The 23,868-nt window shown below is 73.1% G+C and carries 20 protein-coding genes; 11 read left to right on the top strand and 9 right to left on the bottom strand.

Annotated features, from left to right (window positions below; all coding sequences use genetic code 11):
- Window positions 1-27 precede the first annotated feature (27 nt).
- Window positions 28-1,554, top strand: a complete 1,527-nt coding sequence (locus ABWI07_RS33085; protein ID WP_353820969.1) for a class I adenylate-forming enzyme family protein — start codon at window positions 28-30, stop codon at window positions 1,552-1,554.
- Between the two features lie 45 nt (window positions 1,555-1,599).
- Here the strand turns inward: ABWI07_RS33085 and ABWI07_RS33090 are convergent, their stop codons facing one another.
- Together ABWI07_RS33090 and ABWI07_RS33095 are read right to left on the bottom strand one after the other, a co-directional pair.
- Window positions 1,600-2,163 (bottom strand): hypothetical protein, encoded by a 564-nt coding sequence (locus ABWI07_RS33090; RefSeq protein ID WP_353820970.1) that lies wholly within the window; start codon window positions 2,161-2,163, stop codon window positions 1,600-1,602.
- Window positions 2,163-2,420, bottom strand: a complete 258-nt coding sequence (locus ABWI07_RS33095) for a hypothetical protein (RefSeq protein WP_353820971.1) — start codon at window positions 2,418-2,420, stop codon at window positions 2,163-2,165. The genes ABWI07_RS33090 and ABWI07_RS33095 overlap by 1 nt, the downstream gene beginning before the upstream one ends.
- Before the next feature lie 856 nt (window positions 2,421-3,276).
- On the opposite strand from ABWI07_RS33095, the gene argG reads away from it, so the two are divergent.
- The gene (gene argG / locus ABWI07_RS33100; RefSeq protein WP_149264636.1) at window positions 3,277-4,725 is read left to right on the top strand and encodes an argininosuccinate synthase; all 1,449 of its coding nucleotides are present in this window, start codon (window positions 3,277-3,279) and stop codon (window positions 4,723-4,725) included.
- Between the two features lie 40 nt (window positions 4,726-4,765).
- Here argG and ABWI07_RS33105 read toward each other — a convergent pair whose 3' ends face one another.
- The gene (locus ABWI07_RS33105) at window positions 4,766-5,506 is read right to left on the bottom strand and encodes an aquaporin (protein WP_149264637.1); all 741 of its coding nucleotides are present in this window, start codon (window positions 5,504-5,506) and stop codon (window positions 4,766-4,768) included.
- Between the two features lie 111 nt (window positions 5,507-5,617).
- Window positions 5,618-6,172 carry an Rv1733c family protein gene (locus tag ABWI07_RS33110; RefSeq protein WP_149264638.1) on the bottom strand — a complete coding sequence of 185 codons (555 nt, stop codon included), beginning with the start codon at window positions 6,170-6,172 and terminating at the stop codon, window positions 5,618-5,620.
- A 107-nt stretch (window positions 6,173-6,279) separates the two neighbouring features.
- Here ABWI07_RS33110 and ABWI07_RS33115 point away from each other — a divergent pair, with 107 nt between their 5' ends.
- Complete coding sequence (locus ABWI07_RS33115; protein ID WP_149264639.1) at window positions 6,280-7,131, top strand: universal stress protein; 852 nt, start codon at window positions 6,280-6,282, stop codon at window positions 7,129-7,131.
- Between the two features lie 7 nt (window positions 7,132-7,138).
- Here ABWI07_RS33115 and ABWI07_RS33120 read toward each other — a convergent pair whose 3' ends face one another.
- Window positions 7,139-7,729, bottom strand: coding sequence for a TetR/AcrR family transcriptional regulator (locus tag ABWI07_RS33120; RefSeq protein WP_353820972.1), 591 nt, complete (start codon window positions 7,727-7,729; stop codon window positions 7,139-7,141).
- A gap of 93 nt (window positions 7,730-7,822) precedes the next feature.
- On the opposite strand from ABWI07_RS33120, the gene ABWI07_RS33125 reads away from it, so the two are divergent.
- Window positions 7,823-8,482, top strand: coding sequence for an HAD family hydrolase (locus tag ABWI07_RS33125; RefSeq protein ID WP_353820973.1), 660 nt, complete (start codon window positions 7,823-7,825; stop codon window positions 8,480-8,482).
- Between the two features lie 6 nt (window positions 8,483-8,488).
- Here the strand turns inward: ABWI07_RS33125 and dmpG are convergent, their stop codons facing one another.
- From dmpG to ABWI07_RS33140, 3 genes are read right to left on the bottom strand one after another with little or no spacing between them, the layout of a single operon-like run.
- Window positions 8,489-9,538, bottom strand: a complete 1,050-nt coding sequence (gene dmpG, locus ABWI07_RS33130; protein WP_149264641.1) for a 4-hydroxy-2-oxovalerate aldolase — start codon at window positions 9,536-9,538, stop codon at window positions 8,489-8,491.
- Window positions 9,535-10,431 carry an acetaldehyde dehydrogenase (acetylating) gene (locus ABWI07_RS33135; RefSeq protein WP_149264642.1) on the bottom strand — a complete coding sequence of 299 codons (897 nt, stop codon included), beginning with the start codon at window positions 10,429-10,431 and terminating at the stop codon, window positions 9,535-9,537. Before ABWI07_RS33135 ends, dmpG begins: the two co-directional genes overlap by 4 nt.
- A gap of 50 nt (window positions 10,432-10,481) precedes the next feature.
- A complete protein-coding gene (locus tag ABWI07_RS33140) occupies window positions 10,482-11,279 on the bottom strand; it encodes a 2-keto-4-pentenoate hydratase (RefSeq protein ID WP_149264643.1) in 798 nt (265 codons plus the stop codon).
- Between the two features lie 94 nt (window positions 11,280-11,373).
- Between ABWI07_RS33140 and ABWI07_RS33145 the strand changes: the two genes are divergently transcribed.
- The gene (locus ABWI07_RS33145; RefSeq protein ID WP_149264644.1) at window positions 11,374-12,120 is read left to right on the top strand and encodes an IclR family transcriptional regulator; all 747 of its coding nucleotides are present in this window, start codon (window positions 11,374-11,376) and stop codon (window positions 12,118-12,120) included.
- A 30-nt stretch (window positions 12,121-12,150) separates the two neighbouring features.
- Here ABWI07_RS33145 and ABWI07_RS33150 read toward each other — a convergent pair whose 3' ends face one another.
- A complete protein-coding gene (locus ABWI07_RS33150; protein ID WP_502912876.1) occupies window positions 12,151-14,913 on the bottom strand; it encodes an FAD-binding and (Fe-S)-binding domain-containing protein in 2,763 nt (920 codons plus the stop codon).
- Window positions 14,914-15,199: 286 nt separating this feature from the next.
- Here ABWI07_RS33150 and ABWI07_RS33155 point away from each other — a divergent pair, with 286 nt between their 5' ends.
- The 6 genes from ABWI07_RS33155 to ABWI07_RS33180 all read left to right on the top strand — a co-directional run bounded on the left by ABWI07_RS33155 (window position 15,200) and on the right by ABWI07_RS33180 (window position 23,822).
- Entirely contained in the window at window positions 15,200-16,441 is a 1,242-nt protein-coding gene (locus ABWI07_RS33155; protein ID WP_353820975.1) for an MFS transporter, read from the top strand.
- Between the two features lie 15 nt (window positions 16,442-16,456).
- Complete coding sequence (locus ABWI07_RS33160) at window positions 16,457-20,149, top strand: nitrate reductase subunit alpha (RefSeq protein WP_149264645.1); 3,693 nt, start codon at window positions 16,457-16,459, stop codon at window positions 20,147-20,149.
- Complete coding sequence (narH, locus tag ABWI07_RS33165; protein ID WP_353820976.1) at window positions 20,149-21,888, top strand: nitrate reductase subunit beta; 1,740 nt, start codon at window positions 20,149-20,151, stop codon at window positions 21,886-21,888. The genes ABWI07_RS33160 and narH overlap by 1 nt, the downstream gene beginning before the upstream one ends.
- Window positions 21,885-22,571: a nitrate reductase molybdenum cofactor assembly chaperone gene (narJ, locus tag ABWI07_RS33170; protein WP_353820977.1), complete on the top strand. Its 687-nt coding sequence runs from the start codon at window positions 21,885-21,887 to the stop codon at window positions 22,569-22,571. The genes narH and narJ overlap by 4 nt, the downstream gene beginning before the upstream one ends.
- Window positions 22,568-23,338: a respiratory nitrate reductase subunit gamma gene (narI, locus tag ABWI07_RS33175; RefSeq protein ID WP_149264647.1), complete on the top strand. Its 771-nt coding sequence runs from the start codon at window positions 22,568-22,570 to the stop codon at window positions 23,336-23,338. The genes narJ and narI overlap by 4 nt, the downstream gene beginning before the upstream one ends.
- A 76-nt stretch (window positions 23,339-23,414) precedes the next feature.
- Window positions 23,415-23,822 carry a hypothetical protein gene (locus ABWI07_RS33180; protein WP_200842428.1) on the top strand — a complete coding sequence of 136 codons (408 nt, stop codon included), beginning with the start codon at window positions 23,415-23,417 and terminating at the stop codon, window positions 23,820-23,822.
- The last annotated feature ends 46 nt before the right edge of the window (window positions 23,823-23,868 follow it).

Below are 23,868 nucleotides of genomic sequence, written 5' to 3' on the forward strand. Positions count from 1 at the left end.
GATGCCACCGGGACGAGGGAAGGCGACATGCGGGCAGTGACGGTCGGAGGGGCGCTGGAGGCCGCGGCGACGCGGGACGAGGCGTTCCTCCACGACGGCGATCACACCATCACGTTCACCGGGTTCGACGAGCTGACCGACCGGGTCGCGGCCGGGCTGCTGGCCCGCGGCGTCGGCCGGGGCGACCGCGTCGGCCTGCTCGGCCCCAACACCGCGCAGTGGCTGGCGGCGTTCTTCGGCGCGGCCCGGATCGGCGCCGTCGTCGTCCCGCTCAACGTCCGCTACCGGGAGCGGGAGCTGTCCCACATGCTCGGCCAGAGCGGCGCCCGGCTGGTCATCAGCGTCGACGCCGTGCCCGACTTCGACTTCGCCGCCTACTTCGAGTCGTCCGGGATCCCCGCCGTGTACTTCGGTGCGGGCTTCGACGCCCTGGCCTCCGCCCCGGCCCCCGAGTCCCTCCCCGCGGCCCGCGCCGCGGTGGCTCCGGACGACCCGCTGATGATCCTCTACACGTCCGGGACCACGGGACGCCCGAAGGGCGCGGTCATCACCCACCGCAGCATGCTGGCCTCCGCCTCGGCCCAGGCCGACCACTTCGGAATGGCGGACGACGACGTCCTGCTCGGGCACCTCCCGTTCAACCACGTCGGCGGCATCACCTGCACGATCATGGCGGCGCTGGTCAGCGGGGGATCGGTCGCGCTCCTGCCCGCGTTCTCGCCGGACGCCGCCCTGCGCGCGATCGAGCGGCACCGGGTGACGTTCCTCGGCGCCGTCCCGACGATGTACGTGCTGATGCTCGGCCGCCCCGACTTCGCCGAGCACGACGTCTCGTCCGTGCGGCTGTGCATGGCGGGCGGCTCCAACGTGGAGCCCGCGCTCGCCGACGCGATCCGGCGCGGCTTCCCCGGCGCGCCGCTCTACGGCCTGTACGGCCTGTCGGAGTCGTCGGGCGCCTGCGTGCTGTCGCCGATGGACGACGACCCCGAGACGGTCTCCCGGACTCTCGGGGCGGTTATCGGCGACTTCGAGGCCCGCGTGACGGCGCCCGACGGCACCGTCCTCCCGCCGGGCGAGACCGGCGAGCTCCAGATCCGCGGCGCCTGCGTTGCCGCCGGATACTGGGACATGCCGGACGAGACCGCCGAGGTGTTCCTCCCGGACGGCTGGCTCGCCACCGGGGACATGGTCGAGATGGAGCCCGACGGGCACCTGGTCCTGCGCGGGCGGAAGAAGGAGATGTACATCCAGGGCGGCTTCAACGTCTACCCGGTCGAGATCGAGAACGTCCTGACCGCCCACCCGAAGGTCGCGATGGCCGCCGGCATCGGGGTCCCCGACGCGGTCCTGGGCGAGGTCGGGCGCTTCTACGTCGTCCCACGCCCGGACGCCGAGCCGCCCACCGCCGAGGAACTGACCGCCTACTGCCGGGACCGCCTGGCCGACTACAAGGTCCCGCGCCAGTTCGTCATCACCCGGGACGTCCCCCTGACCCCCGTAGGCAAGATCCATAAGGCCCTCCTCAAGGACGGCGACCAGCCCGCCCCGAAGTGAGCCCGGGCGCCGGGGAGGGAACGGCCTCCCCGGCCGCCCGGAGGGCTACGGGAGCGCGTGGGCGGCGATCGTCTCGGCGAGGGCCTCCGAAGCGGGCGCGTTGACGAGCCTCCACCGCGCGGCGCCGGGGATGAGGGCCCACCACTCCTTGGTGTGGGCGCCCCACCAGCAGATGACCCCGAAGCGCGCGTGGAGGTCGGCGATCGTTCTCGTGCGGGACGGGTCGGGGTCGGGCGGCGGGGCCGGGAGCGCGACGCCGTTCCGCACCGGGCGGCGCGCCCGGCGGGCGAGCGCGGCCGTCACGAAGGGCGTGAGGATCCGGGTGACCTGCCCGGCCGCGCCGACCGGGTCCGTGTGCGGGCCCAGCTCCTCTCCGGTGCTGGACCGGTAGCACCAGAGGTCCGGCACCGCCCCGGGGACGAGCGCGATGCTCTCGCCGAACCCCGGGACGGCCGGGTCGAAGACGCGCAGGAACGGGCGCGTCCCCTCGTAGCGCGGCACGGCCTCCCAGCCCTCCCGGACCACTTCCCGTGCGAGCCGGTCGAGATGGTCCGTGATGGAGGACGCCGAGGCGCCGGTAGGGAGATGCTTCGGTTCGATCCATCCCATTACCGGCGCCCCCGGCTGCCGCGTAGGGGCGTCGGCTGGCAGGCTGCGCGGCTGAGCTCGTTGGTGAGCACCTTGCGGAGTTCGTCCGCGGTGGTGCATATAACGGTCGGGTCAATGCCGGCCTTCGGGTCGTGCAGCGTGGCGACCCAGTCGCCGAGCTTTCCGTCGTAGCGCGTCGCGCGCCAGATCCGGTGGCCTTGGAAGTCCTCGCGGAGACGGGCTAACGCCTGGTCAGCGGGGTTGACGGGCGTGTCCATGATCAGTTTTGGCTTCCGTTGGTGGTTGCTCTGCGTTACCGATCCTAATCTTCCCGTGACCGGGTCGACTTTTGGAAGAGCGGGGAGCCCGGCAGATGGAAAGCTCTCGGCAGCGTTAGAAAACACTTCGCTTCCGGACCGCCCGGGTTCTCCGTGCCCGCCGCCCCGCAATCCCGGGGTTCCGCCGCCTCTCGACTGCTTTGGCGGGTAACGCCTGGTTGTCGGACGGGCCGCATCTCGTCTCCTTCCGTTCCGTGCAATCCGGAGTAACTGGACAATTCTCGCTCGGGCTCGGCGGGCCGGGGGCCGGCCGAGTGGGACCGGACTCGGACGGTCCGCGGCGGGACGCGTCCTCCGCTCGTGCGGCCGGTCGTCGTCAGCGCCATGAACCAGGGAACGCGAGGCCGCGCGGAATGGAAAATCATCGGCCACAAGCGGCCATTCGTCGATGGCGGATCGCCATATTACGGTCATTCCAATTCCGGGTCGTGCAACTTGCGCGGTAATTGCCGGTGCCATGGTCACTGATAATCAAGCCGCCGTGTCGCCTCCGCATCTCGGAAGGGCGAATGTGTGACGAATAGAGCATTGTGCATTCAAGTTCAAAGCGGTGCGGTTCGGTACTACTCGGCGTCCCGCATTCCGACCGCCCTCCTGGGCGGTCGTGAAGTCCTGGGCGCCGAATGCCTCGAGCCCGGGACCGGGCGCGGCGCCTGCGGCGCGCGGTCGCACGGCGCCTTCGAGGCCCAGCCGATGCGACCGGGCCGTGCGGGGCGGTGAACGACTTCCCCCGTCCCGGACCTGTGGAAGCGCGGCGGCGTTGCATGTTCATGCAGGAGCGTGCATACTTGTGCTCATGTCCAAAGTGCTGACCTCCCTGCCCGTCGGTGAGCGCGTCGGGATCGCCTTCTCCGGCGGCCTCGACACTTCGGTGGCCGTCGCGTGGATGCGCGACAAGGGCGCGGTCCCGTGCGCCTACACCGCCGACATCGGGCAGTACGACGAGCCCGACATCGCCTCGGTGCCCGGCCGCGCCGCCAAGTACGGGGCGGAGGTCGCGCGCCTGGTCGACTGCCGGGCCGCCCTCGTGGAGGAGGGGCTCGCCGCGCTGGCGTGCGGCGCGTTCCACATCCGGTCCGGCGGCCGCAGCTACTTCAACACCACGCCGCTCGGGCGGGCCGTGACGGGGACCCTCCTGGTCCGCGCGATGCTGGAGGACGACGTCCAGATCTGGGGCGACGGCTCGACGTTCAAGGGCAACGACATCGAGCGGTTCTACCGGTACGGGCTGCTGGCCAACCCGTCCCTGCTGGTCTACAAGCCCTGGCTGGACGGCGACTTCGTCAGCGAGCTCGGCGGCCGCACGGAGATGTCGGAATGGCTGCTCGAGCGCGGCCTGCCCTACCGGGACAGCGCGGAGAAGGCCTACTCCACCGACGCCAACATCTGGGGCGCCACCCACGAGGCCAAGGCGCTGGAGCACCTCGACGCCGGCATCGAGACCGTCGAGCCGATCATGGGCGTCCGGTTCTGGGACCCCCAGGTGGAGATCCCCGCCGAGGACGTCACGATCGGCTTCGAGCAGGGCCGCCCGGTCACGATCAACGGCAAGGAGTTCGGGTCCGCCGTCGACCTGGTGCTGGAGGCCAACGCCATCGGCGGGCGGCACGGCCTCGGCATGTCCGACCAGATCGAGAACCGCGTCATCGAGGCCAAGAGCCGCGGCATCTACGAGGCGCCCGGCATGGCGCTGCTGCACGCGGCCTACGAGCGGCTCGTCAACGCGATCCACAACGAGGACACCCTCGCCACCTACCACAGCGAGGGGCGGCGGCTCGGCCGGCTCATGTACGAGGGGCGCTGGCTCGACCCGCAGGCCCTGATGCTGCGCGAGTCCCTGCAGCGCTGGGTCGGGACGGCCGTCACCGGCGAGGTCACCCTGCGGCTGCGGCGCGGCGAGGACTACTCCATCCTCGACACGTCCGGGCCGGCGTTCAGCTACCACCCCGACAAGCTGTCCATGGAGCGCACCGAGGACTCCGCCTTCGGCCCCGTGGACCGGATCGGGCAGCTGACCATGCGCAACCTCGACATCGCCGACTCCCGCGCCAAGCTGGAGCAGTACGCCGGGCTCGGCATGGTCGGCAGCTCGCACCCGCGCCTGATCGGCGCGGCGCAGGCGGCCTCCACCGGGCTGATCGGCGCGATGCCGGCGGGCGGCGCCGAGATGATCGCCTCCCGCGGCAAGGACTCCGGGGACGCCGAGGTCCTGGACCGCGCCGCCATGGAGTCCGGCACCGACTGAGCCGCGCCCCGCTCTGCCTGTTGAACCGCCTGCCGCCGGGCTAGGGGGTCTCCTCGACGGGCGGGAGCGGGGTCTCCTTCTCCGGCGGACCGACGAAGCTGTGCAGCGCCGCGGCCACCACGGACCCCACCAGGGGCGCGACGATGAACAGCCACACCTGCGACAGGGCCGTCCCGCCCAGGACGACGGCGGGGCCGAGGCTGCGGGCCGGGTTGACCGAGGTCCCCGTGATCGGGATGCCGATGAGGTGGACGGTCGTGAGGGCGAGCCCGATGCCGACCCCGGCGACGGACGGGATGGCCGCCGTGCTCGTCATGGACAGCACGATGAACACGAACAGGGCGGTCAGCACGACCTCCGTGAGGAACGCGCCGCCCATGTCGATGCGGATGAGGCTGGCGGCGCCCCACCCGTCCGCGCCGAGGCCGGTCACGGAGCGCTCGTAGAGCGGCGAGCCGGAGAAGGTCGCCCAGAGGAGCAGCGCGCCCAGGATGCCGCCGACGAACTGGGCGATCCAGTAGCCGACGGCGTCGACCGGCGGGATCCGGCGGGCGAGCAGCACGCCCAGAGTGACGGCCGGGTTGATGTGGCACCCCGAGATCGGCCCGATCGCGTAGACCAGGACCAGCAGCACCAGGCCGAAGGCCAGCGCCGTCGCGACGACGCCCGCCGCGAGGCTCCGGCCGGCGACGCCGAAGCCGAACGACAGCGTCGCGACGCCCACCGCGAAGTAGACCAGGAGCAGCGTGCCCACGAGCTCCGCCGCGATCCTCCTGAACACGGCCTCCCCTTTCCCCCGAGGTCAGATGCCCTCGGCCTACCCCCGGGAGCGGTGAAGATCGTCTCGGAGCGGTCGCCGTGACCCGGAAATGGGGGCCGCTTGGGGAACGGATCAGGCGTGCTGGGCCAGGCTCGTCCAGCTCTCGTCCCAGAGGGCGTCGCGGCGGCGGTCGCAGCGGCGGCGGACGAGGAAGTAGCCGGCCAGCAGGGGGATCCCCGTGGCGGCGGCCGCCGCGGCCGCGGCCACGGCGGTGGTGGCGACGGTGGCGGCGCGGGTCTGCGGGTGCCGGACCGGGTTGCCCGCGGCGTCCACCCAGATCCGCTGCCCCATGCCCGGCCTGACGGACTTGTCGGCCGGGACGACGGTGGTCCGCGTCCGGCCGTCGACGGACGTCCAGGCCAGCTCGGCGTAGGTGTGGCGCACGCCGGCGCCGCCCTCGGACTCCGTGTGGGTGATCTGTGCCGTGATGCGGTGGACGTTCCGGTGCTCGGCCCGGACGCCGCTGCGGTAGGCGTCGGCGGCCAGGAGCACGGACGCGGGCGGGGCGAGCACCGTGAACAGCAGCACGGCGGCGACCCCGGCCGCCCGCTGGCGGCGGTCGACCCCGCGTCGCAGATCGTTGCGGTCGAACCCGAAACGGCGACGAACCCGTCCAAGCCTTGTCATTGCCTCCTCCTTCGCCCGTGACAGTAATCGCTTCCGAAAGCGGACGGGTACGCGCCTCTTCTTGTGCGCGCGGCGAGCGCGCAGACTGGCAGGAGGAGGGCAGGCACATGGAGGGCGTGGAAAGGGACGGGCGAGCGCACGTCCTGTTCGGTTACGACGGGACGGCGGAGAACGACACGGCGCTGCGCTGGGCGATCGAGGAGGCCCGGCTGCGCGGCGTCGACCTGGTGCTGTGCCACTGCTGGCACTGGCCCTACCCGGAGGAGCACCGGGACCCGCGCGCCGAGGCGGTCATGATGCGGGCGGGGCGGAACCTCCTGGAGCGCGGCAGGCGCCGGGCCCGGGAGCTGGGGGCGACCGGCACGGTGCGCGGCCGCCTCGTCCGCGGCCCGGCCCGGGAGGCGCTGCTGCACGAGTCCCGCGATGCGGAGCTGATGGTGGTCGGGGCGCCCGAGCGGCTGGAGGAGGGCGCGGCGGCGCTGGAGCTCGCGGCGGGGGCGTCCCGCCCGCTGGTCGTCGTCAAGGACGGCGCGGGCCCGCGCCGGGTCGTGGCGGGCGCCGACGGGTCGACGTGGTGCGACCCGGCACTCGGCTTCGCCGCCGCGGAGGCGGCGCTGCGCCGCTGGGAGCTGCGCGTGCTGTACGCCTGCTGGGAGCCCGCCGCCGTCGACGCGGCCGAGCTGGCGCTGTTCCACGACCGGGAGCTGCTGGAGAAGACGCGCGCCGCCGAGCTGGAGGCGGCCGTCGCGCCGTGGCGCGAGCGGTACCCGGAGCTCGACATCCGGGTCTCGCTGCTGCTGGAGCGCCCCCTGCAGGCGCTGTTCGACGCGGCGGACGACGCCGGCCTGCTGGTGCTCGGCGACCGGGGCGCCGGGATCGCCCCGCTCGGCACGACCAGCACGGCGATCCTCCGGGAGGCCCGCAGGGCCGTCGCGATCGTCCCTGCGCGGCACGACTGAGCGGCGGTCAGCGGTCGGCGACCAGGGCCTCGGTCGCGTGCAGGGCCGGGTCGGTTGGCAGGTCGGGATCGATGATCAGCTGGAGCAGCAGGCCGTCCAGCACGGCGGTGAAGAGCATGGCGGTGCCCTCGCGGCGCTCGGCGGGCCAGCCGGGGCGCAGATGCTCCAGCCGCGCGGCGACGCGGGCCCGCACGTCCCGGGCCCAGTCCCGCCGCTCGGCGCCCATCCGCGGGTCGCGCAGCGCGCGGACCAGCAGTTCGGCGGTGAGCCTGAGGTTGCGCTCGCCGGCGAGCATGGCCAGGACGCGCTCGCGCAGCACCCGCAGCGCGGCCGCCGCGTCCGGCGCGGCGACCAGCGCGTCCACCACCGGGTCGACGATCGTCTCGCTGGCCCGCTGCGCGACGGCGACGTGCAGGCCCGGCAGCCCGTTGAAGTAGTGGTGGAGCAGCCCCGGCCGGATCCGGGCCCGGTCCGCGACCGCCCGGGCGGTCAGCGCGGCCCAGCCGCCCTCGGCGAGCAGGTCGAGCCCGATCCCCACGAGCTGCTCCCGGCGTGCCAGGCCGCGGGGTGTGGACGCGCGGGGCTCCTCGTGGGTCATCACGCCACGCTATCCCAACGCTTGCACCGTGCAACCGATCGAGATCGGCGCGGGCCCCGATTCCCCGGGGGCGCACGGGGTAGGGGCCGCTGCATGATCGATGCGGTGCTCTTCGACGTCGACGGCACGCTGGTCGACACCAACTACCTGCACGCCGCCACCTGGTGGCAGGCGTTCCTCCAGCACGGGCACACCGTCCCCATGGCGGACGTTCACCGGGCGATCGGCATGGGCTCGGACAAGCTGCTCGACCACCTGCTCCCGGAGGACCGGGACCCGGACGCCGACGACGGCATCCGCACCGCGCACACGGCCCTGTACGCGCAGTACTGGTCGCGGCTGCGGGCGTTCGACGGCGCCGCCGACCTGCTGCGGGCCTGCGCCGGGCGGGGGAGCCGCGTCGTGCTGGCCAGCTCCGCGGCCGCGCCCGAGCTGAAGGCGCTGCGGGCGGCGCTGGACGCCGACGACGCGATCGACGAGGCCACCTCCGGCTCGGAGGTGGAGGTGACCAAGCCGGCGCCCGACCTCGTCCAGCTCGCCCTGGAGCGCGCCGGGGTGCCCGCCGCGAAGGCCGTGTTCGTCGGCGACACCCGCTGGGACGTCGAGGCGGCCCAGCGCGCGGGCATGTCGTGCGTGTGCGTGCTCACCGGCGGCTGGAGCCGCGCCGAGCTGGAGGAGGCGGGCGCGGCGGCCGTCTACGACGACCCCCGCGCCCTGCTGGACGACCTGGACCGCAGCCCCCTCGCGGTATGACCCGCGCTAGGCCTTGCGGTCCCGCTCGGCGGCGAGCTGGAGCGCCACGTCGATGATCATGTCCTCCTGGCCGCCCACGTAGCCGGCCTCGCCGACCTTCTGCAGGATCTCGTGCGCCGGGACGCCGTAGCGTTCGGCGGCCCGCTCTGCGTGCAGCAGGAAGCTTGAGTACACGCCCGCGTACCCCTGCGTGATCGCGCCCCGGTCGGCGAACGGCAGCCGGTGCAGGAACGGCTTCACCACGTCGTCCGCCGCCGCCATCGCGCCCTGCACGTCCACGCCGGTCGGGACGCCGAGCCGCTCGAACGTCGCGACCAGCACCTCGGTGGGGGAGTTGCCCGCGCCCGCGCCGAGCGCGCACAGCGCCCCGTCGATCTGCCGCGCGCCGTTCTGCTGCGCCAGGACGGAGTTGGCGACGCCGAGCGAGAGGTTCTGGTGGCCGTGGAAGCCGACCTGCGCCTCGTGCCCGATCTCCTTGACCAGCGCGCTGATCCGCTCCTGCGCCTCGCCGAGGACGAGGGCGCCGGCGGAGTCGACAACGTAGACGCACTGCGCACCGCCGTCCACCATGATCCGGGCCTGCCGCGCCAGCTCCTGCGGCCCCACCCGGTGCGACAGCATGAGGAACCCGACGGTCTCCATGCCGAGGTCGCGGGCGGCGGCGAAGTGCTGCAGCGACACGTCGGCCTCGGTGCAGTGGGTGGCGACCCGGGCGACGGACGCGCCCGCGTCGTGCGCCATCTTCAGGTCGTTGACCGTGCCGAGCCCCGGCAGCAGCAGGACGGCGATCTTGGCCCGGGTCGCTTCGTCCACGGCGGCGGCGACGAGCTTGACGTCGTCCTCCAGCGAGAAGCCGTAGTTGAAGGACGACCCGCCGAGGCCGTCGCCGTGGGTGACCTCGATGACCTCGACGCCCGCGGCGTCCAGGGCGTGCACGACGCCGCGGACCTGCTCCTCGGTGAAGCGGTGCGCCATCGCGTGGCTGCCGTCCCGCAGCGTCGAGTCGGTGATCCGGATCTTTTCGCTGACGTCGCTCACCTGGTTCGCTTCACTCATGAGGAGGCCTTCCTGCGCGCGAGCTGCTCGCCGACCCTGGCGGCGGCCGCGGTCATGATGTCGAGGTTGCCGGCCCACGGCGGCAGGTAGTCGCCGTTGCCGCGGACCTCCAGGAACACCGCGACGCGGGCCATCCCGTTCCAGATGTCGCGGGGCTCGTCGAACTGCGGCTCGGCCCGCAGCGTGTAGCCGGGGACGTAGGCGGCGACCTCCGCGACCATCTTCTCGACCGACTCCGCGATCGCCTTGGTGTCGGCGTCGGACGGGATCGCGCAGAACACCGTGTCCCGCATGATCATCGGTGGGTCCACCGGGTTCAGAATGATGATCGCCTTGCCCCGCCCGGCGCCGCCGACCTGCTCGATCGCGCGGGCCGTGGTCTCGGTGAACTCGTCGATGTTCGCGCGGGTGCCGGGACCGGCCGACCGGGACGCGATCGAGGCGACGATCTCCGCGTACGGCACCGGCACCACCGACGACACCGCGTGCACGATCGGGATCGTCGCCTGCCCGCCGCAGGTGATCATGTTGAGGTTGGGGGCGTCCGAGAGCGAGTCCAGGTTCACCGGCGGGCACACGAGGGGGCCCGTCGCGGCCGGCGTGAGGTCGATCGCCGTGATCCCCGCCTCCTCGTAGCGGGGCGCGTTGGCCAGGTGCGCCTTCGCCGACGTCGCCTCGAACACGATGTCGGGCAGCGTGGGCTGCTTCAGCAGCCAGTCCACGCCCTCCGCCGACGCCGGGACGCCCATCTTGCGGGCGCGCTCCAGGCCGTCGGACTCCGGCACCACCCCGACCATCGAGTGGACGTCGATCAGTTCGCTGCGCTGGAGCTTGACCAGCAGGTCGGTGCCGATGTTCCCCGGCCCGACGATCGCCGCCGTCAACCTGCTCATGCCTGTTCCCTGCGAGGGGGCGACCCCCCGCGCCCCCCGGGTCGCTTCGCTCATGCCTGACCCTCCTCTCCGAACCGGGCGGTCACAGAACCGATCCCGGCGAACGTCGCCGTCAGTGTCTCCCCAGGCGCGACCGGTACGGCCGCGGTGATCGAGCCGGGCAGCACCACGTGCCCGGCCTCCAGGCTCACGCCGCGCTCGCCGAGGACGTTGGCCAGCCAGACCAGCGCGTTGATCGGCGAGCCGAGGACCGCGCCGCCCGCGCCGGTGTCGATCAGGTCGCCGTCGCGGCGCAGCAGGCAGCCCATCAGCGACAGGTCCTGGTCGTCCAGCCGCACCGGGCGGGTGCCGAGCACGACGCCGCCGCTGGAGGCGTTGTCCGCGATCGTGTCCGGGAGAGTGATCTTCCAGTCCGCGATGCGGGAGTCGATGACCTCCAGCGCGGGCAGCACGTACTCGACGGCCGCGACCGCGTCGGCCGCGGTGGCGCCGGGCCCTGCCAGCGGGCGGCCCAGCACGAACGCGATCTCCGGCTCGATCCGGGGCTGCAGGAAGCGGCCGGTGTCGATGGGGGCGCTCTCCGGCAGGAACATCGTGTCCAGCAGGACGCCGAAGTCCGGCTGGTCCACGCCCATCTGGCGCTGCATCGCGGCCGAGGTCAGCCCGACCTTGTGGCCCTTGATCCGCGCGCCGGCGGCCTTCCACGCCTCGACCTGGGCGAGCTGGACCGCGTAGGCGTCGGCCACCGACATGTCCGGATGGTCCTTCGTCAGCGGCGAGATGGGAGTGCCGGTGGCGTACGCGTCGAGCAGCGCGGCCGCGGCCTTCTCCACGGAACCCGGGTCCATGGGGCCGTCCTTTCGTCGTATGGGCAGGCCGAGCCTCTCCCGCCGGGGGCACCGCGGGCAACGCGCCCGTCCCGCGTGGTGGGACACTTCTTCCATGCCGCCCGTCCCGTCCGAGGAGAGCTTCCTGCGCCGCGTCGTCGCGGTGCTGTCGGCGTTCCGGCCGGAGGACGACGGCCTCGGCGCCGCCGAGCTCGCCCGCCGCAGCGGCCTGCCGAAGTCGACCGCGCACCGCATCGCCCTCGACCTGGTGGACGCCGGGCTGCTGGAGCGTCGCGGCACGCGGGTGCGGCTCGGGCTGCGGCTGTTCGAGATCGGGCAGCGGGTGCCGCGCCAGCGGGTGCTGCGGGACGCCGCCGTCCCGTACATGTCGGACCTGCGGGAGGCGACCCGCCAGACCGTCCACCTCGCGGTGCTGGAAGGCCGCGAGGTCGTGTACGTGGAGATCCTCGGCTCCTCCGGCGGGCCGCGGCTGCCGTCGCAGGTGGGCGGGCGGCTGCCCGCGCACGTGACCGGGGTGGGCAAGGCGATCCTCGCGTTCTCCCCGCCGGACGTGGTGAAGCGCGTGCTGGAGTCCGATCTCGTCAAGGCGAGCGAGCGCAGCGTGACCGCGCCGGGGCTGCTCGCCCGGGAGCTGGAGACGATCCGGCGCGAGGGCGTCGCCTACGACCGGGAGGAGTCGGGCCGCGGGATCGTCTGCGCCGCCAGCCCCGTCCTCGGCCCTGACGGCCTGGTCCTCGGCGCCCTGTCGGTGTCGGGCTGGGCGACCCGGATGCGGCTCGCCGCGGTCGCCCCGGCCGTCCACACCGCCGCCCTGACACTGTCGCGCACCCTGGGCGGTTAGGCCGACCGGACGGCCGGGCGCGCCGGGCGGTCAGCGCTCCGGCAGGCGGCGGGCCAGCAGCTGGGCGAGGTGCTCGCCGTCGCGGTGCGCCAGCTCGCGGAGCTGCGTGCGGCAGCTGAACCCGTCGGCCAGGACCACGCCGTCGTCCCCGGTCCTGCGGACGGCCGGGAGCAGCTGCTGCTCGGCGACGGCGACCGACACCTCGTGGTGCCCCTGCTCGACGCCGAAGTTGCCCGCCAGCCCGCAGCAGTTGCCGAGGCGTTCGACGTCGGCGCCCGCCTCCCTCAGCAGGTCGGCGTCCTTCGCCCAGCCCATGACGGCGTGGTGGTGGCAGTGCGGCTGCGCGATCCCGGTGACGCCGGACAGGTCGGGCGGCGTCCAGTCCGGGGTCTCGGCGAGCAGCTCGGCCAGGGTCCGGGTCGCGGCGGCCACCTCGCGCGCGGCGGCCGCGTCCACCCCCCTCAGCAGCTCCTCGGCGTCGGACCGCAGCACCCCGGTGCAGGACGGCTCCATGCCGACGACCCTGGCGCCGCGCCGGACGTGGGGGAGCAGCGCCCGCACGGTGCGCCGCGCCTGCGCCCGCGCGCCGTCCAGCTGCCCGGTCGAGATCCACGTGATCCCGCAGCACACGGGCCGCTCGGTCACCGTGACGCGGTACCCGGCGTGCTCCAGCACCCGCACGGTCGCCCGGCCGACCTCCGGGGAGAAGGCGTCGGTGAAGCTGTCCACGAACAGGACGACGTCGCCGTTGCGGCCCTCGGGGCTGCGGTGGGAGGCGAACCAGCGCCGGAACGTCACGGGCGCGAGCGCGGGGAGCGTCCGCCGCCGGTCGATGCCGGCGCCCCAGGCGAGCAGCGGCCTCAGCGCCCGCGACCGCAGCGCCGCGTTCACCGCCCTGATCGTCGCGGGCGCCCGGGCGGCGAGCCGCGTCCAGCGGGGGAGCAGGCCGAGCGCGTAGTGGGAGCGCGGCCGGATCCGCCCCCGGTACCGCCGGTGCAGCGCCTCCGCCTTGTAGGAGGCCATGTCGACGCCGGTCGGGCAGTCGGAGGCGCAGCCCTTGCACGCCAGGCACAGGTCGAGGACGTCGTGCAGGGCCTCGGAGCGCCAGCCGTCCGGGCCGAGCTTGCCGCTGACGACCTCCTGCAGGACCCGGGCCCGTCCGCGCGTGGAGTCCTTCTCCTCGCGGGTCGCGAGGTAGGACGGGCACATCACGCCGCCCGCGCCGGTGTTGTCGGCGCGGCATTTGCCCACGCCGGTGCAGCGGTGCACCGCTCGGGACAGGTCGCCGCGGTCGTCCCGGTAGGCGAGAGCGAGGCCCCGGTCGAGCGGGATCGTCTGCACGGCGCGCACATCGGCGTCCACGGCCGCCGGACGGACGATGATGCCGGGGTTGAGCAGGTCGTCGGGGTCGAAGACGTCCTTGACGGCCGAGCACAGCGCCAGCGCCTCGGCCGAGTACATGTGCGGCAGCAGCTCGCTGCGCGCCCGCCCGTCGCCGTGCTCGCCGGACATGGTGCCGCCGTGCCGGGCCGCCAGCGAGGCCGCGTCGTTCAGGAAGTCGCGGAAGACGCGCGTCCCGTCGGCCCGCCCGAACGGGAAGTCGATCCGGACGTGGATGCACCCGTCGCCGAAGTGCCCGTACGGGACGCCGAACAGGTCGTAGCCGGCCAGCAGTGCCTCGAACTCCCGCAGGTAGGCGCCGAGACGCTCGGGCAGGACGGCCGCGTCCTCCCACCCGGCGTGGGCCTGCTCGCCGGCGGGCGTGCGCGCGACGAGCCCGGAGCCGTCCTCGCGGATCCGCCACAGCGCGTCGGCCAGCGCCATGTCCTCGACGAGCGCCGAGTCGGCGCAGCCGGACGCGGCGACGATCTCGCGGGCCGTGGAGCGCAGCGCCCCGGTCTCGGGCCCGGCCAGCTCCACCAGCAGCCAGCCGGAGCCGGACGGCAGCGGCGGGACCGCGCCCGCGCCCCGGCGCTCCCGCACGACGTTCACGATCCGCGAGTCCAGGCCCTCGCACGCGACCGGGCCGTGCGGCAGGATCGCCGGGACGGCGTCGGCCGCCTCGGCCATCGACCCGTACCCGAGCACCACCAGCGCCCGGTGCGCGGGCTCCCGGACCATCCGCACCCGTGCCGCGAGCGTCAGCGCGAGGGTCCCCTCGCTGCCGACCAGCGCCCGGGCGACGTCGAACCCCTTCTCCGGCAGGAGGTGCTCCAGGGAGTATCCGGAGACCTGCCGCCCGAACCGCCCGAACTCCGTCCGGACGAGGGCCAGGTTCTCGCCCACCAGGCCGCGCAGCCGCTCCAGCAGCACGCTGTCCGCGCGCGCCCCCGGCACGTCGCCCAGCCGGAGCCGCTCCCCGGATCCGGTGACGACGTCGAGGCCGAGCACGTTGTCGCTCGTCCGCCCGTAGCCGAGCGCCCGCGACCCGCACGCGTTGTTGCCGATCATCCCGCCGAGCGTGGCCCGCGTCCGGGTCGAGGGATCGGGCCCGAACCGGAGCCCGTGCCCGGCCGCTTGCCGGTGCAGGTCCGCCTGCACGATGCCGGGCTCGACCAGCGCCGTGCCCGCCTCGGGGTCGATCTCCAGCACCCGGTTCAGGTGCCGGCTCACGTCGACGACGACCCCCGGCCCGACCGCGTTCCCCGCGATGGACGTCCCGGCGCCCCGCATCGTGAGCGGTACCCCGGCGTCCCGGCAGACCGCCAGCACGGTCGGCAGTTCCTCGGCCTCACGGGGCGTCACCACGACCTTCGGCGGCACCCGGTACAGCGAGGCGTCCGAGGAGTACATGGAGCGCGCGAGCGCCGAGTCGTCCACCCCGCTGACCCCGGCCGCCCGCAGCGCCTCCACCAGTTCGCCGTGCTCACGATGGTCGGTCACGGTGACAACGGTAGGTCATCGCGGGCGCCGCCGGTCGCCGGGCTCCCGCGTCCTCGCGGGGCCTTTGTCGGGACCAAGGTCCCTACCGCGCGTCACCGCGCTCCACGAGGGTGAAGCGGCGGAAACCGATCATGGTTATCCGCGTGACGCGAGGGGAAGGCCCCCCGAAATCGGGCTGACGGAGGCAGGGGACACGGTGAGTGGGACACGGCGGGCGGCGGTGGCCGGCCCCGCGGAGACCGGGGCGGGCGGTGACGGCGGCCGGCCCATGGTCATGCTGGTCATGGCCACGATCGGGTTCGCGGTCAACTTCTGGGCGTGGGCGCTGCTGAGCCCCCTCGGCCCGCGCTTCAAGGATTCGTTGGACCTGTCGTCGTTCGAGCAGTCGCTGCTCGTGGCGGTGCCGGTGGTCGTGGGCTCCCTGGGGCGGATCCCGGTCGGCGCGCTGACCGACCGGTTCGGCGGGCGGGTGATGTTCCCGGCGGTCTCGCTGTTCACCATCGTGCCCGTCCTCTACCTGGGCCTGGCCGGGACCTCGTCGCTGGCGTCGCTGCTGGTGGGCGGGTTCTTCCTCGGCATCGCCGGCACGACGTTCGCGGTCGGCGTGCCGTTCGTGAACGCCTGGTTCCCGCCGCAGCGGCGCGGGCTGGCGGTCGGGATCTTCGGCGCCGGGATGGGCGGCACCGCGATCAGCGCGCTGACGACCGTCAAGGAGGTCGACCGGTACGGGATGGAGTTCCCGTTCGTGGTGATGGCCGTGCTGCTCGCCGTGTACGCGGCGGCCGCGTGGCTCGTCCTGCGGGAGGCCCCGGGGCGCACCGCGCCGACCGAGCCGCTCGCCAAGCGGCTGGTCGCGACGGTCCGGATGGGCGTGACCTGGCAGATGTCGGCCCTGTACGCGGTGGCCTTCGGGGGCTATGTTGCGTTTTCGGTGTATCTGCCCACATATCTGAAGACCGAGTACGGGCTGTCGCAGGCGGACGCCGCGAACCGGATGGCGGGCTTCGTCCTGCTGGCCGTCGTGATGCGCCCGGTCGGCGGATGGCTGTCGGACCGGATCGGCGCGGCCCGGGTGATGACCGCGGCCCTCGCCGTGACGGTGGCGGGCGCGGCGGCGCAGGCGTCCGCGCCCCCGCTGATGCCGCTCGGGACGATCGCGTTCCTCGCCATGGCCGCCGCGCTCGGCGCCGGCAGCGGCGCGACGTTCGCGCTGGTCGCGCAGCTCACCCCGGTGAGCAAGGTCGGCGCGGTCACCGGCGTCGTCGGCGCCGCGGGCGGCCTCGGCGGATTCGTCCCGCCGCTGGTGATGGGCTTCGTCTACGGAAGCTACGGCTCGTACGCCGCAGGACTCGTGGCGCTCGCGCTCGTGGCCGCGGCCGCGGCGGTGTTCACCGCCACGGTCGTGCGCCGCGCGGTGCAGAGCCGCCAAGCCGCATAGGGAAGGGAAGCGGAGTTGAGCTCGACCGATGGCCGGCCCGGACTGGACGGCCCGCTGGAAGACGCACTGGTGAGCACGCGGCGGTACTTCACCCGCGCGCAGGTCTCACCGGATCTGCGGACCATGACCAAGAAGGGCGGGCGGCAGGCGGACGCCTTCTACCGGGACCGCTGGTCGCACGACAAGGTCGTGCGCTCCACGCACGGGGTGAACTGCACCGGGTCCTGCTCCTGGAAGGTGTACGTCAAGGACGGCATCATCACCTGGGAGGCGCAGCAGACCGACTACCCGTCGGTGGGCCCGGACCGCCCCGAGTACGAGCCGCGCGGCTGCCCGCGGGGCGCGTCGTTCTCCTGGTACACCTACTCGCCGACGCGCGTGCGCTACCCGTACGTGCGCGGGGTGCTGCTGGAGATGTACCGGGAGGCCAGGGCGCGGACGGGCGATCCGGTGGAGGCGTGGCGCGAGATCGTCTCCGACCCGGAGAAGAGCCGGGTCTACAAGGGCGCGCGGGGCCGCGGGGGGCTGGTGCGGGCGTCGTGGGACGAGGCGACCGAGATGATCGCCGCCGCGCACGTCCACACGATCGCCGAGTACGGCCCGGACCGGGTCGCCGGGTTCTCCCCGATCCCGGCGATGTCGATGGTGTCGCACGCGTCGGGCGCCCGGTTCGTGTCGCTGATCGGCGGGACGATGCTGTCGTTCTACGACTGGTACGCCGACCTCCCGGTGGCGTCCCCGCAGGTGTTCGGCGACCAGACCGACGTGCCCGAGTCGGGCGACTGGTGGGACGCCGGCTACCTGATCATGTGGGGCTCCAACGTGCCGGTGACGCGGACGCCGGACGCGCACTGGATGACCGAGGCCCGCTACCGGGGCCAGAAGGTCGTGGCGGTCTCCCCGGACTACGCCGACAACGTCAAGTTCGCCGACGAGTGGCTGGCGGCCCAACCCGGCACTGACGGCGCCCTTGCGATGGCGATGGGACACGTCATCCTCAAGGAGTTCTTCGTCGACCGGCAGGCGCCGTACTTCGCCGACTACGTCAAGCGCTACAGCGACCTGCCGTTCCTCGTGCGGCTGGAGGAGCGCGACGGCGTCTGCGTCCCGGGCAAGTTCCTCACCGCGGCCGACCTGCCGGGCGCCGAGGCCGAGTCCGAGCACGCCGCGTTCAAGACCGTGATCCTGGACGCGAACACCGGCCATCCGCTGGTGCCGAACGGGTCGCTCGGATTCCGCTACGGCGACGCCGGCGTGGGCAAGTGGAACCTGGACCTGGGCGACGCCGACCCGCTGCTGTCGGTCGAGGGCGGCGAGGCCGTCGAGATCGAGCTCGCCCGGTTCGACGGCATCGACGGCGCGCCGGGAACGCTCCGCAGGGGCGTGCCGGTCCGGGACGTCGGCGGCCACCTCGTCACCACCGTCTACGACCTGCTCCTCGCCCAGTACGGGGTCGGGCGGGACGGCATGCCCGGCTCTTGGCCGTCCGGGTACGACGACGCGTCCGAGCCGGGCACGCCGGCCTGGCAGGAGACCATCACCGGCGTCCCCGCGCAGGCGGCCGAGCGGATCGGGCGCGAGTACGCGGCGAACGCCGAGGAGTCCCGCGGCCGGTCGATGATCATCATGGGCGCGGGCACCAACCACTGGTTCCACTCCGACACCATCTACCGGACGTTCCTCGCGCTGACCACGCTGACCGGCGGGCAGGGCGTGAACGGCGGCGGCTGGGCGCACTACGTCGGGCAGGAGAAGTGCCGCCCGGTGACCGGGTGGGCGCAGCTGGCGTTCGGGCTGGACTGGTCCCGCCCGCCCCGCCAGATGATCGGCACCGCCTTCTGGTACCTGCACTCCGACCAGTTCCGCTACGACCAGTTCGACGCGGGCACGCTCTCGGCGGCGACGGGCGGCGGGCAGCTCGCCGGACGGTCCACGGCCGACGTGATCGCGAAGGCGGCGCGGCTGGGCTGGATGCCGTCCTACCCGACCTTCGACCGCAACCCGCTCGCCCTCGCCGACGAGGCGGAGGCCGCGGGGAGGCAGGCCGGCGAGCACATCGTGGACGAGCTGAAGGCCGGCCGGCTGAAGTTCGCCTGCCAGGACCCCGACGCCCCCGAGAACTTCCCCCGCGTCCTGACCGTGTGGCGGTCCAACCTGCTGGGCTCGTCCGCCAAGGGCAACGAGTACTTCCTCAAGCACCTGCTCGGCGCCGCCGACGCGGTACGGGCGGAGGAGACGCCGCCGGACGAGCGCCCCAAGGAGGTCGTCTGGCGGGACGAGGCCCCGGCCGGGAAGCTGGACCTGCTGCTGTCGCTGGACTTCCGGATGACCAGCACCACGGTCTACTCCGACATCGTGCTGCCGGCCGCGACCTGGTACGAGAAGCACGACCTCAACACCACCGACATGCACCCGTTCGTGCACTCGTTCAACCCGGCGATCGCGCCGCCGTGGCAGACCCGGAGCGACTGGCGGGCCTTCCAGGACATCGCCGTCCAGTTCAGCCGGCTCGCCGAGCGGCATCTGGGCGTCCGCAAGGACGTCGTCGCCGTGCCGCTGCTGCACGACACCCCCGACGAGATGGCCACCCCCCACGGGCGCGTGGCCGACTGGGCCGAGGGCGAATGCGAGCCCATCCCCGGCGTGACGATGCCGAAGCTGGTGACGGTGGAGCGCGACTACCCGGCCGTCGCCGCGAAGATGACCGCGCTCGGCCCGCTCGCCGAGCGGCTCGGCGCGACCACCAAGGGCGTCACGTTCGACATGGAGGGCGCGGTCCAGTACCTGAAGCACAAGAACGGCGTGGTGCGGGGCGGCCCGGCGGACGGGCGCCCGTCGCTGCGGCGGGACGTGCACGCCTGCGAGGCGATCCTGGCGATGTCCGGGACCACGAACGGGCACCTGGCCACCCAGGGCTTCCGGGCGGTGGAGAGGCGCACCGGGCAGCGCCTGGCCGATCTGGCCGCCGAGCACGAGGGCAAGCAGATCACGTTCGCCGACACCCAGGCGCGTCCCGTCCCCGTCATCACCTCCCCGGAGTGGTCGGGGTCGGAGGCCGGCGGGCGCCGGTACTCGCCGTTCACGATCAACGTGGAGCGGCTCAAGCCGTGGCACACCCTGACCGGGCGGCAGCACTTCTACCTCGACCACGACTGGATGGCCGAGCTGGGCGAGCAGCTGCCGACGTTCCGGCCGCCGCTCAACATGTCCGCCCTGTTCGGCGAGCCCGAGCTCGGCGAGACCGGCGAGCTGGGGCTGACCGTCCGGTACCTCACCCCGCACAACAAGTGGTCGATCCACTCCGAGTACCAGGACAACCTGTTCATGCTGTCGCTGTCGCGCGGCGGCCCGGTGATCTGGATGAGCGGGGTGGACGCCGCGAAGATCGGCGTGCGCGACAACGACTGGATCGAGGCGGTGAACCGCAACGGCGTCGTCGTCGCCCGGGCGATCGTGTCGCACCGGATGCCGGAGGGCACGGTGTACATGTACCACGCGCAGGACAAGCTGATCGACGTCCCGCGCTCGGAGACCTCCGGCCGCCGCGGCGGCATCCACAACTCGCTCACCCGGCTGCTGATCAAGCCGAGCCATCTCATCGGCGGCTACGCGCAGCTGTCGTTCGCGTTCAACTACCTCGGCCCGACCGGCAACCAGCGCGACGAGGTCACGGTCATCCGCCGCCGTTCCCAGGAGGTGCAGTACTGATGCGGGTCATGGCGCAGATGTCGATGGTGATGAACCTCGACAAGTGCATCGGGTGCCACACCTGCTCGGTCACCTGCAAGCAGGCGTGGACGAACCGCAGCGGCGTCGAGTACGTGTGGTTCAACAACGTCGAGACCCGGCCCGGGCAGGGCTACCCCCGGCGGTACGAGGACCAGGAGCGCTGGCGCGGCGGCTGGACGCTGAACCGGCGCGGCCGGCTCGCCCTGAAGGGCGGCGGCCGGCTCCGCAAGCTCCTGACGATCTTCTCCAACCCCAAGCTGCCCGGGATCGACGACTACTACGAGCCCTGGACCTACGACTACGAGACCCTCACCAACGCGCCCCTGCAGGAGCACACGCCGGTAGCGCGGCCGAAGTCGCTGCTGTCGGGCGAGGACATGAAGGTCTCCTGGTCGGCGAACTGGGACGACGACCTCGGCGGTTCGATCGAGCACGGCGACAAGGACGTCCTGCTCAAGGAGATCTCCGACAAGGTGAAGATGGAGTTCGACAAGACCTTCATGTTCTACCTGCCGCGGATCTGCGAGCACTGCCTCAACCCCAGCTGCGCGGCGTCCTGCCCGTCCGGCGCGATCTACAAGCGCGCCGAGGACGGCATCGTCCTGGTCGACCAGGACCGCTGCCGCGGCTGGCGGATGTGCGTGTCGGGCTGCCCGTACAAGAAGGTGTACTTCAACCACCGCACCGGCAAGGCCGAGAAGTGCACGTTCTGCTTCCCTCGCATCGAGGTCGGCATCCCCACCGTCTGCTCGGAGACCTGCGTCGGGCGGCTCCGCTACATCGGCCTGGTCCTCTACGACGCCGACAAGGTGCTGGAGGCCGCGTCCACCCCCGACGACACCGATCTCTACGAGGCGCAGCGGCAGGTGTTCCTGGACCCGAACGACCCGGAGGTCGTGGCGGCGGCCGAGCGCGACGGCATCCCGGCCGACTGGATCGAGGCCGCGCAGCGCTCCCCGATCCACGCCCTGATCAACACCTACAAGGTGGCGCTGCCGCTGCACCCGGAGTACCGGACGATGCCGATGGTCTGGTACATCCCGCCGCTGTCGCCGGTCGTGGACGTCGTCCGCGACACCGGCCACGACGCCGAGGACAAGGGGAACCTGTTCGCCGCGATCGACGCCCTGCGCATCCCGGTCGAGTACCTCGCCGAACTGTTCACCGCCGGGGACACCGCCCCGGTGGACGCCGTGCTGCGGCGGCTGGCCGCGATGCGGTCCTACATGCGCGACATCAACCTCGGCCGCGAGCCCGACGAGGCGATCCCCCAGGGGGTCGGGATGTCGGGGGAGGCGATGTACGACATGTACCGGCTGCTGGCGCTGGCGAAGTACGAGGAGCGGTACGTGATCCCCACCGCGCACGCCGAGCAGGCGCACGGCCTGGAGGAACTGGCGACCGAGTGCGCCCTCGACTACGAGGGCGGGCCGGGGATGGGCGGAGCGGGCCTGGGCGGCGGCTCCGGGCCGTTCGGCGAGGCGTCCGGCGGTCCCAGCCCCATCGCGGTGGAGAACTTCCAGATGCTCAGGGAGCGGCAGACCTCCGACAACCCGGTCGACCCCGCCGACAAGCACAAGCGCGTCAACCTGCTCAACTGGGACGGCAAGGGCGCCCCGGCCGGGCTGTTCCCCGCCCGCGAGGACGAGGGCCCGGGCCCGGACGGCGGCAACCCGCCCGCGGACTCGGGCGACGCGGAAACGGAGCCCAAGCCGTGAAGATCAGACCCGCGAGCAGGTCCGGCCTCAGCGACGCCGAGCTGGCCACCGCCTGGCAGGCCGCCTCGCTGCTGCTCGGCTACCCCGACGAGGAACTGCTCGGGCGGCGGCCGCTGCTGCGCCGGGCCGTGGCGGGCCTGCCCGCGCACGTCGCGGAGCCGCTGGGCCGCATCCTCGACCATCTGGACGCGACCCCGCCGCGCGAGCTGGCGGCCGACTACGTCGCCACGTTCGACCACCGCAAACGCTGCTGCCTGTACCTCACGTACTACGCCTACGGCGACACCCGCAAACGCGGCATGGCCCTGGTGCGGTTCAAGCAGGCGTACCAGGCGGCCGGGCTCGACCTGGACGAGGGCGAGCTGCCCGACCACCTGTCCGTCGTGCTGGAGTTCGCCGCCACCGGCGACCTCGCCCAGGGCCGCCGGCTGCTCCTGGAGCACCGCGCCGGCCTGGAGCTCCTGCGCCTGTCCCTCAACGAGTCCGGCTCGCCGTGGAAGGACGTCCTGGACGCCGTCGCGGCGACGCTGCCGCCGCTGACCGGGCGGACCGAGGAGGCCGTCGCCCGGCTCATCGCCGAAGGCCCGCCGGAGGAGGAGGTCGGCCTCGCCCCCTACGGCGCCGACGCGACCGCCATGGGGCCCGTCTTCCTGCCCGATCCCGTCCTTGGAGCCCGCTCATGACCAGTGACCTGCCCGTCCTCGCCGCCGAGAGCGGCGGCGAACCCGGCGTCGGCGGCATCCTGCTCTGGGTCGCCCTGCCCTACGTCGCCGTGGCGGTGTTCGTGCTCGGGCACATCTGGCGCTACCGCTACGACAAGTTCGGCTGGACGACCCGCTCGTCCCAGCTCTACGAGCGGCGGCTGCTGCGGATCGGCAGCCCGCTGTTCCACTTCGGCATCCTCGTCGTCGCGCTCGGCCACGTCGGCGGGCTGCTGATCCCCGACGGCTGGACGCGGGCCGCCGGCGTGACGGAGGACATGTACCACATCGTCGCCGTCGTGCTCGGCACCATCGCCGGCTTCTGCACGCTGGCCGGACTGGCGATCCTGATCTACCGGCGCCGCACGGTCGGGCCGGTGTTCTCCGCCACCACCCGCAACGACAAGCTCATGTACGCCGTCCTGGCGCTGACCATCCTCCTCGGCCTGTCCGCGACCGTCGTCGCGAACATCATCGGCGGCGGCTACGACTACCGGGAGACGGTCTCCCCCTGGTTCCGGTCGATCTTCTACCTGCGGCCCGACCCCGCGCTGATGACCGGGGTGCCGATCCTGTTCCAGCTCCACGCGATCAGCGCGCTCGTCCTGTTCTGCATCTGGCCGTTCACCCGGCTGGTGCACATGCTCACCGCGCCGATCGGCTACCTGACCCGCCCCTACATCGTCTACCGCAGCCGCGACGAGCAGCTCGGCATGCACCGGCCCCGCCGCGGGTGGGAGCGGGCCTGACAGATCCGGGGCGGTGCCGGACTCCGCGAGGGCGGGCGGTAACGTCCGAGGGCAACCCTTCCGACCACCGCCCCGCATGCCCCCGGAGGACCTCGTGCTCGCCGTCACCCTCGCCGACCTGCGGATCTTCCTGCACGTCCTCGCCGCGACGATCTGGGTCGGCGGGCAGATCACGCTCGGCGCCCTCGTACCCGCGCTGCGCGGCTACGAGGGCGTGACCAAGGCCGCCGCCCGCCGGTTCAACGCGATCGCCTGGCCCGCGTTCGCCGTCCTCGTCCTCACCGGCATCTGGAACATCACCGCCGGCGACCTGGGCGGCCCCGCGCAGCGCACCCTGGAGGTGAAGCTCGTCTTCGTCCTGCTGTCCGGGGTGGCCGCGTTCCTGCACATGCGCGCCACCTCCAAGGCCGGGCTCGCCGTCTGGGGCGCGCTCGGGGCCCTCGGCGCCCTCCTCGCGCTGTTCTTCGGCGTCCAGCTCGGCTGACGGCCGCGGCACCCGGCCCGCCTCCGGCCCGCGCCGGGAAGCCGGT

This window comes from Actinomadura sp. NPDC000600 (assembly GCF_040492135.1).
In the GTDB taxonomy this organism is placed as follows: domain Bacteria; phylum Actinomycetota; class Actinomycetes; order Streptosporangiales; family Streptosporangiaceae; genus Spirillospora.

Excerpts from the sequence above, each read along its gene's own strand:
- narH (WP_353820976.1), top strand. The coding sequence starts at position 20,149 with ATGCGGGTCATGGCGCAGATGTCGATGGTGATGAACCTCGACAAGTGC.
- ABWI07_RS33145 (WP_149264644.1), top strand. The coding sequence starts at position 11,374 with ATGCCGCCCGTCCCGTCCGAGGAGAGCTTCCTGCGCCGCGTCGTCGCG.
- ABWI07_RS33110 (WP_149264638.1), bottom strand. The coding sequence starts at position 6,172 with ATGACAAGGCTTGGACGGGTTCGTCGCCGTTTCGGGTTCGACCGCAAC.
- ABWI07_RS33125 (WP_353820973.1), top strand. The coding sequence starts at position 7,823 with ATGATCGATGCGGTGCTCTTCGACGTCGACGGCACGCTGGTCGACACC.
- ABWI07_RS33140 (WP_149264643.1), bottom strand. The coding sequence starts at position 11,279 with ATGGACCCGGGTTCCGTGGAGAAGGCCGCGGCCGCGCTGCTCGACGCG.
- ABWI07_RS33120 (WP_353820972.1), bottom strand. The coding sequence starts at position 7,729 with ATGACCCACGAGGAGCCCCGCGCGTCCACACCCCGCGGCCTGGCACGC.
- ABWI07_RS33090 (WP_353820970.1), bottom strand. The coding sequence starts at position 2,163 with ATGGGATGGATCGAACCGAAGCATCTCCCTACCGGCGCCTCGGCGTCC.
- ABWI07_RS33135 (WP_149264642.1), bottom strand. The coding sequence starts at position 10,431 with ATGAGCAGGTTGACGGCGGCGATCGTCGGGCCGGGGAACATCGGCACC.
- argG (WP_149264636.1), top strand. The coding sequence starts at position 3,277 with ATGTCCAAAGTGCTGACCTCCCTGCCCGTCGGTGAGCGCGTCGGGATC.
- narI (WP_149264647.1), top strand. The coding sequence starts at position 22,568 with ATGACCAGTGACCTGCCCGTCCTCGCCGCCGAGAGCGGCGGCGAACCC.
- dmpG (WP_149264641.1), bottom strand. The coding sequence starts at position 9,538 with ATGAGTGAAGCGAACCAGGTGAGCGACGTCAGCGAAAAGATCCGGATC.
- ABWI07_RS33095 (WP_353820971.1), bottom strand. The coding sequence starts at position 2,420 with ATGGACACGCCCGTCAACCCCGCTGACCAGGCGTTAGCCCGTCTCCGC.
- ABWI07_RS33150 (WP_502912876.1), bottom strand. The coding sequence starts at position 14,913 with ATGTACTCCTCGGACGCCTCGCTGTACCGGGTGCCGCCGAAGGTCGTG.
- ABWI07_RS33180 (WP_200842428.1), top strand. The coding sequence starts at position 23,415 with ATGCCCCCGGAGGACCTCGTGCTCGCCGTCACCCTCGCCGACCTGCGG.
- ABWI07_RS33115 (WP_149264639.1), top strand. The coding sequence starts at position 6,280 with ATGGAGGGCGTGGAAAGGGACGGGCGAGCGCACGTCCTGTTCGGTTAC.
- ABWI07_RS33085 (WP_353820969.1), top strand. The coding sequence starts at position 28 with ATGCGGGCAGTGACGGTCGGAGGGGCGCTGGAGGCCGCGGCGACGCGG.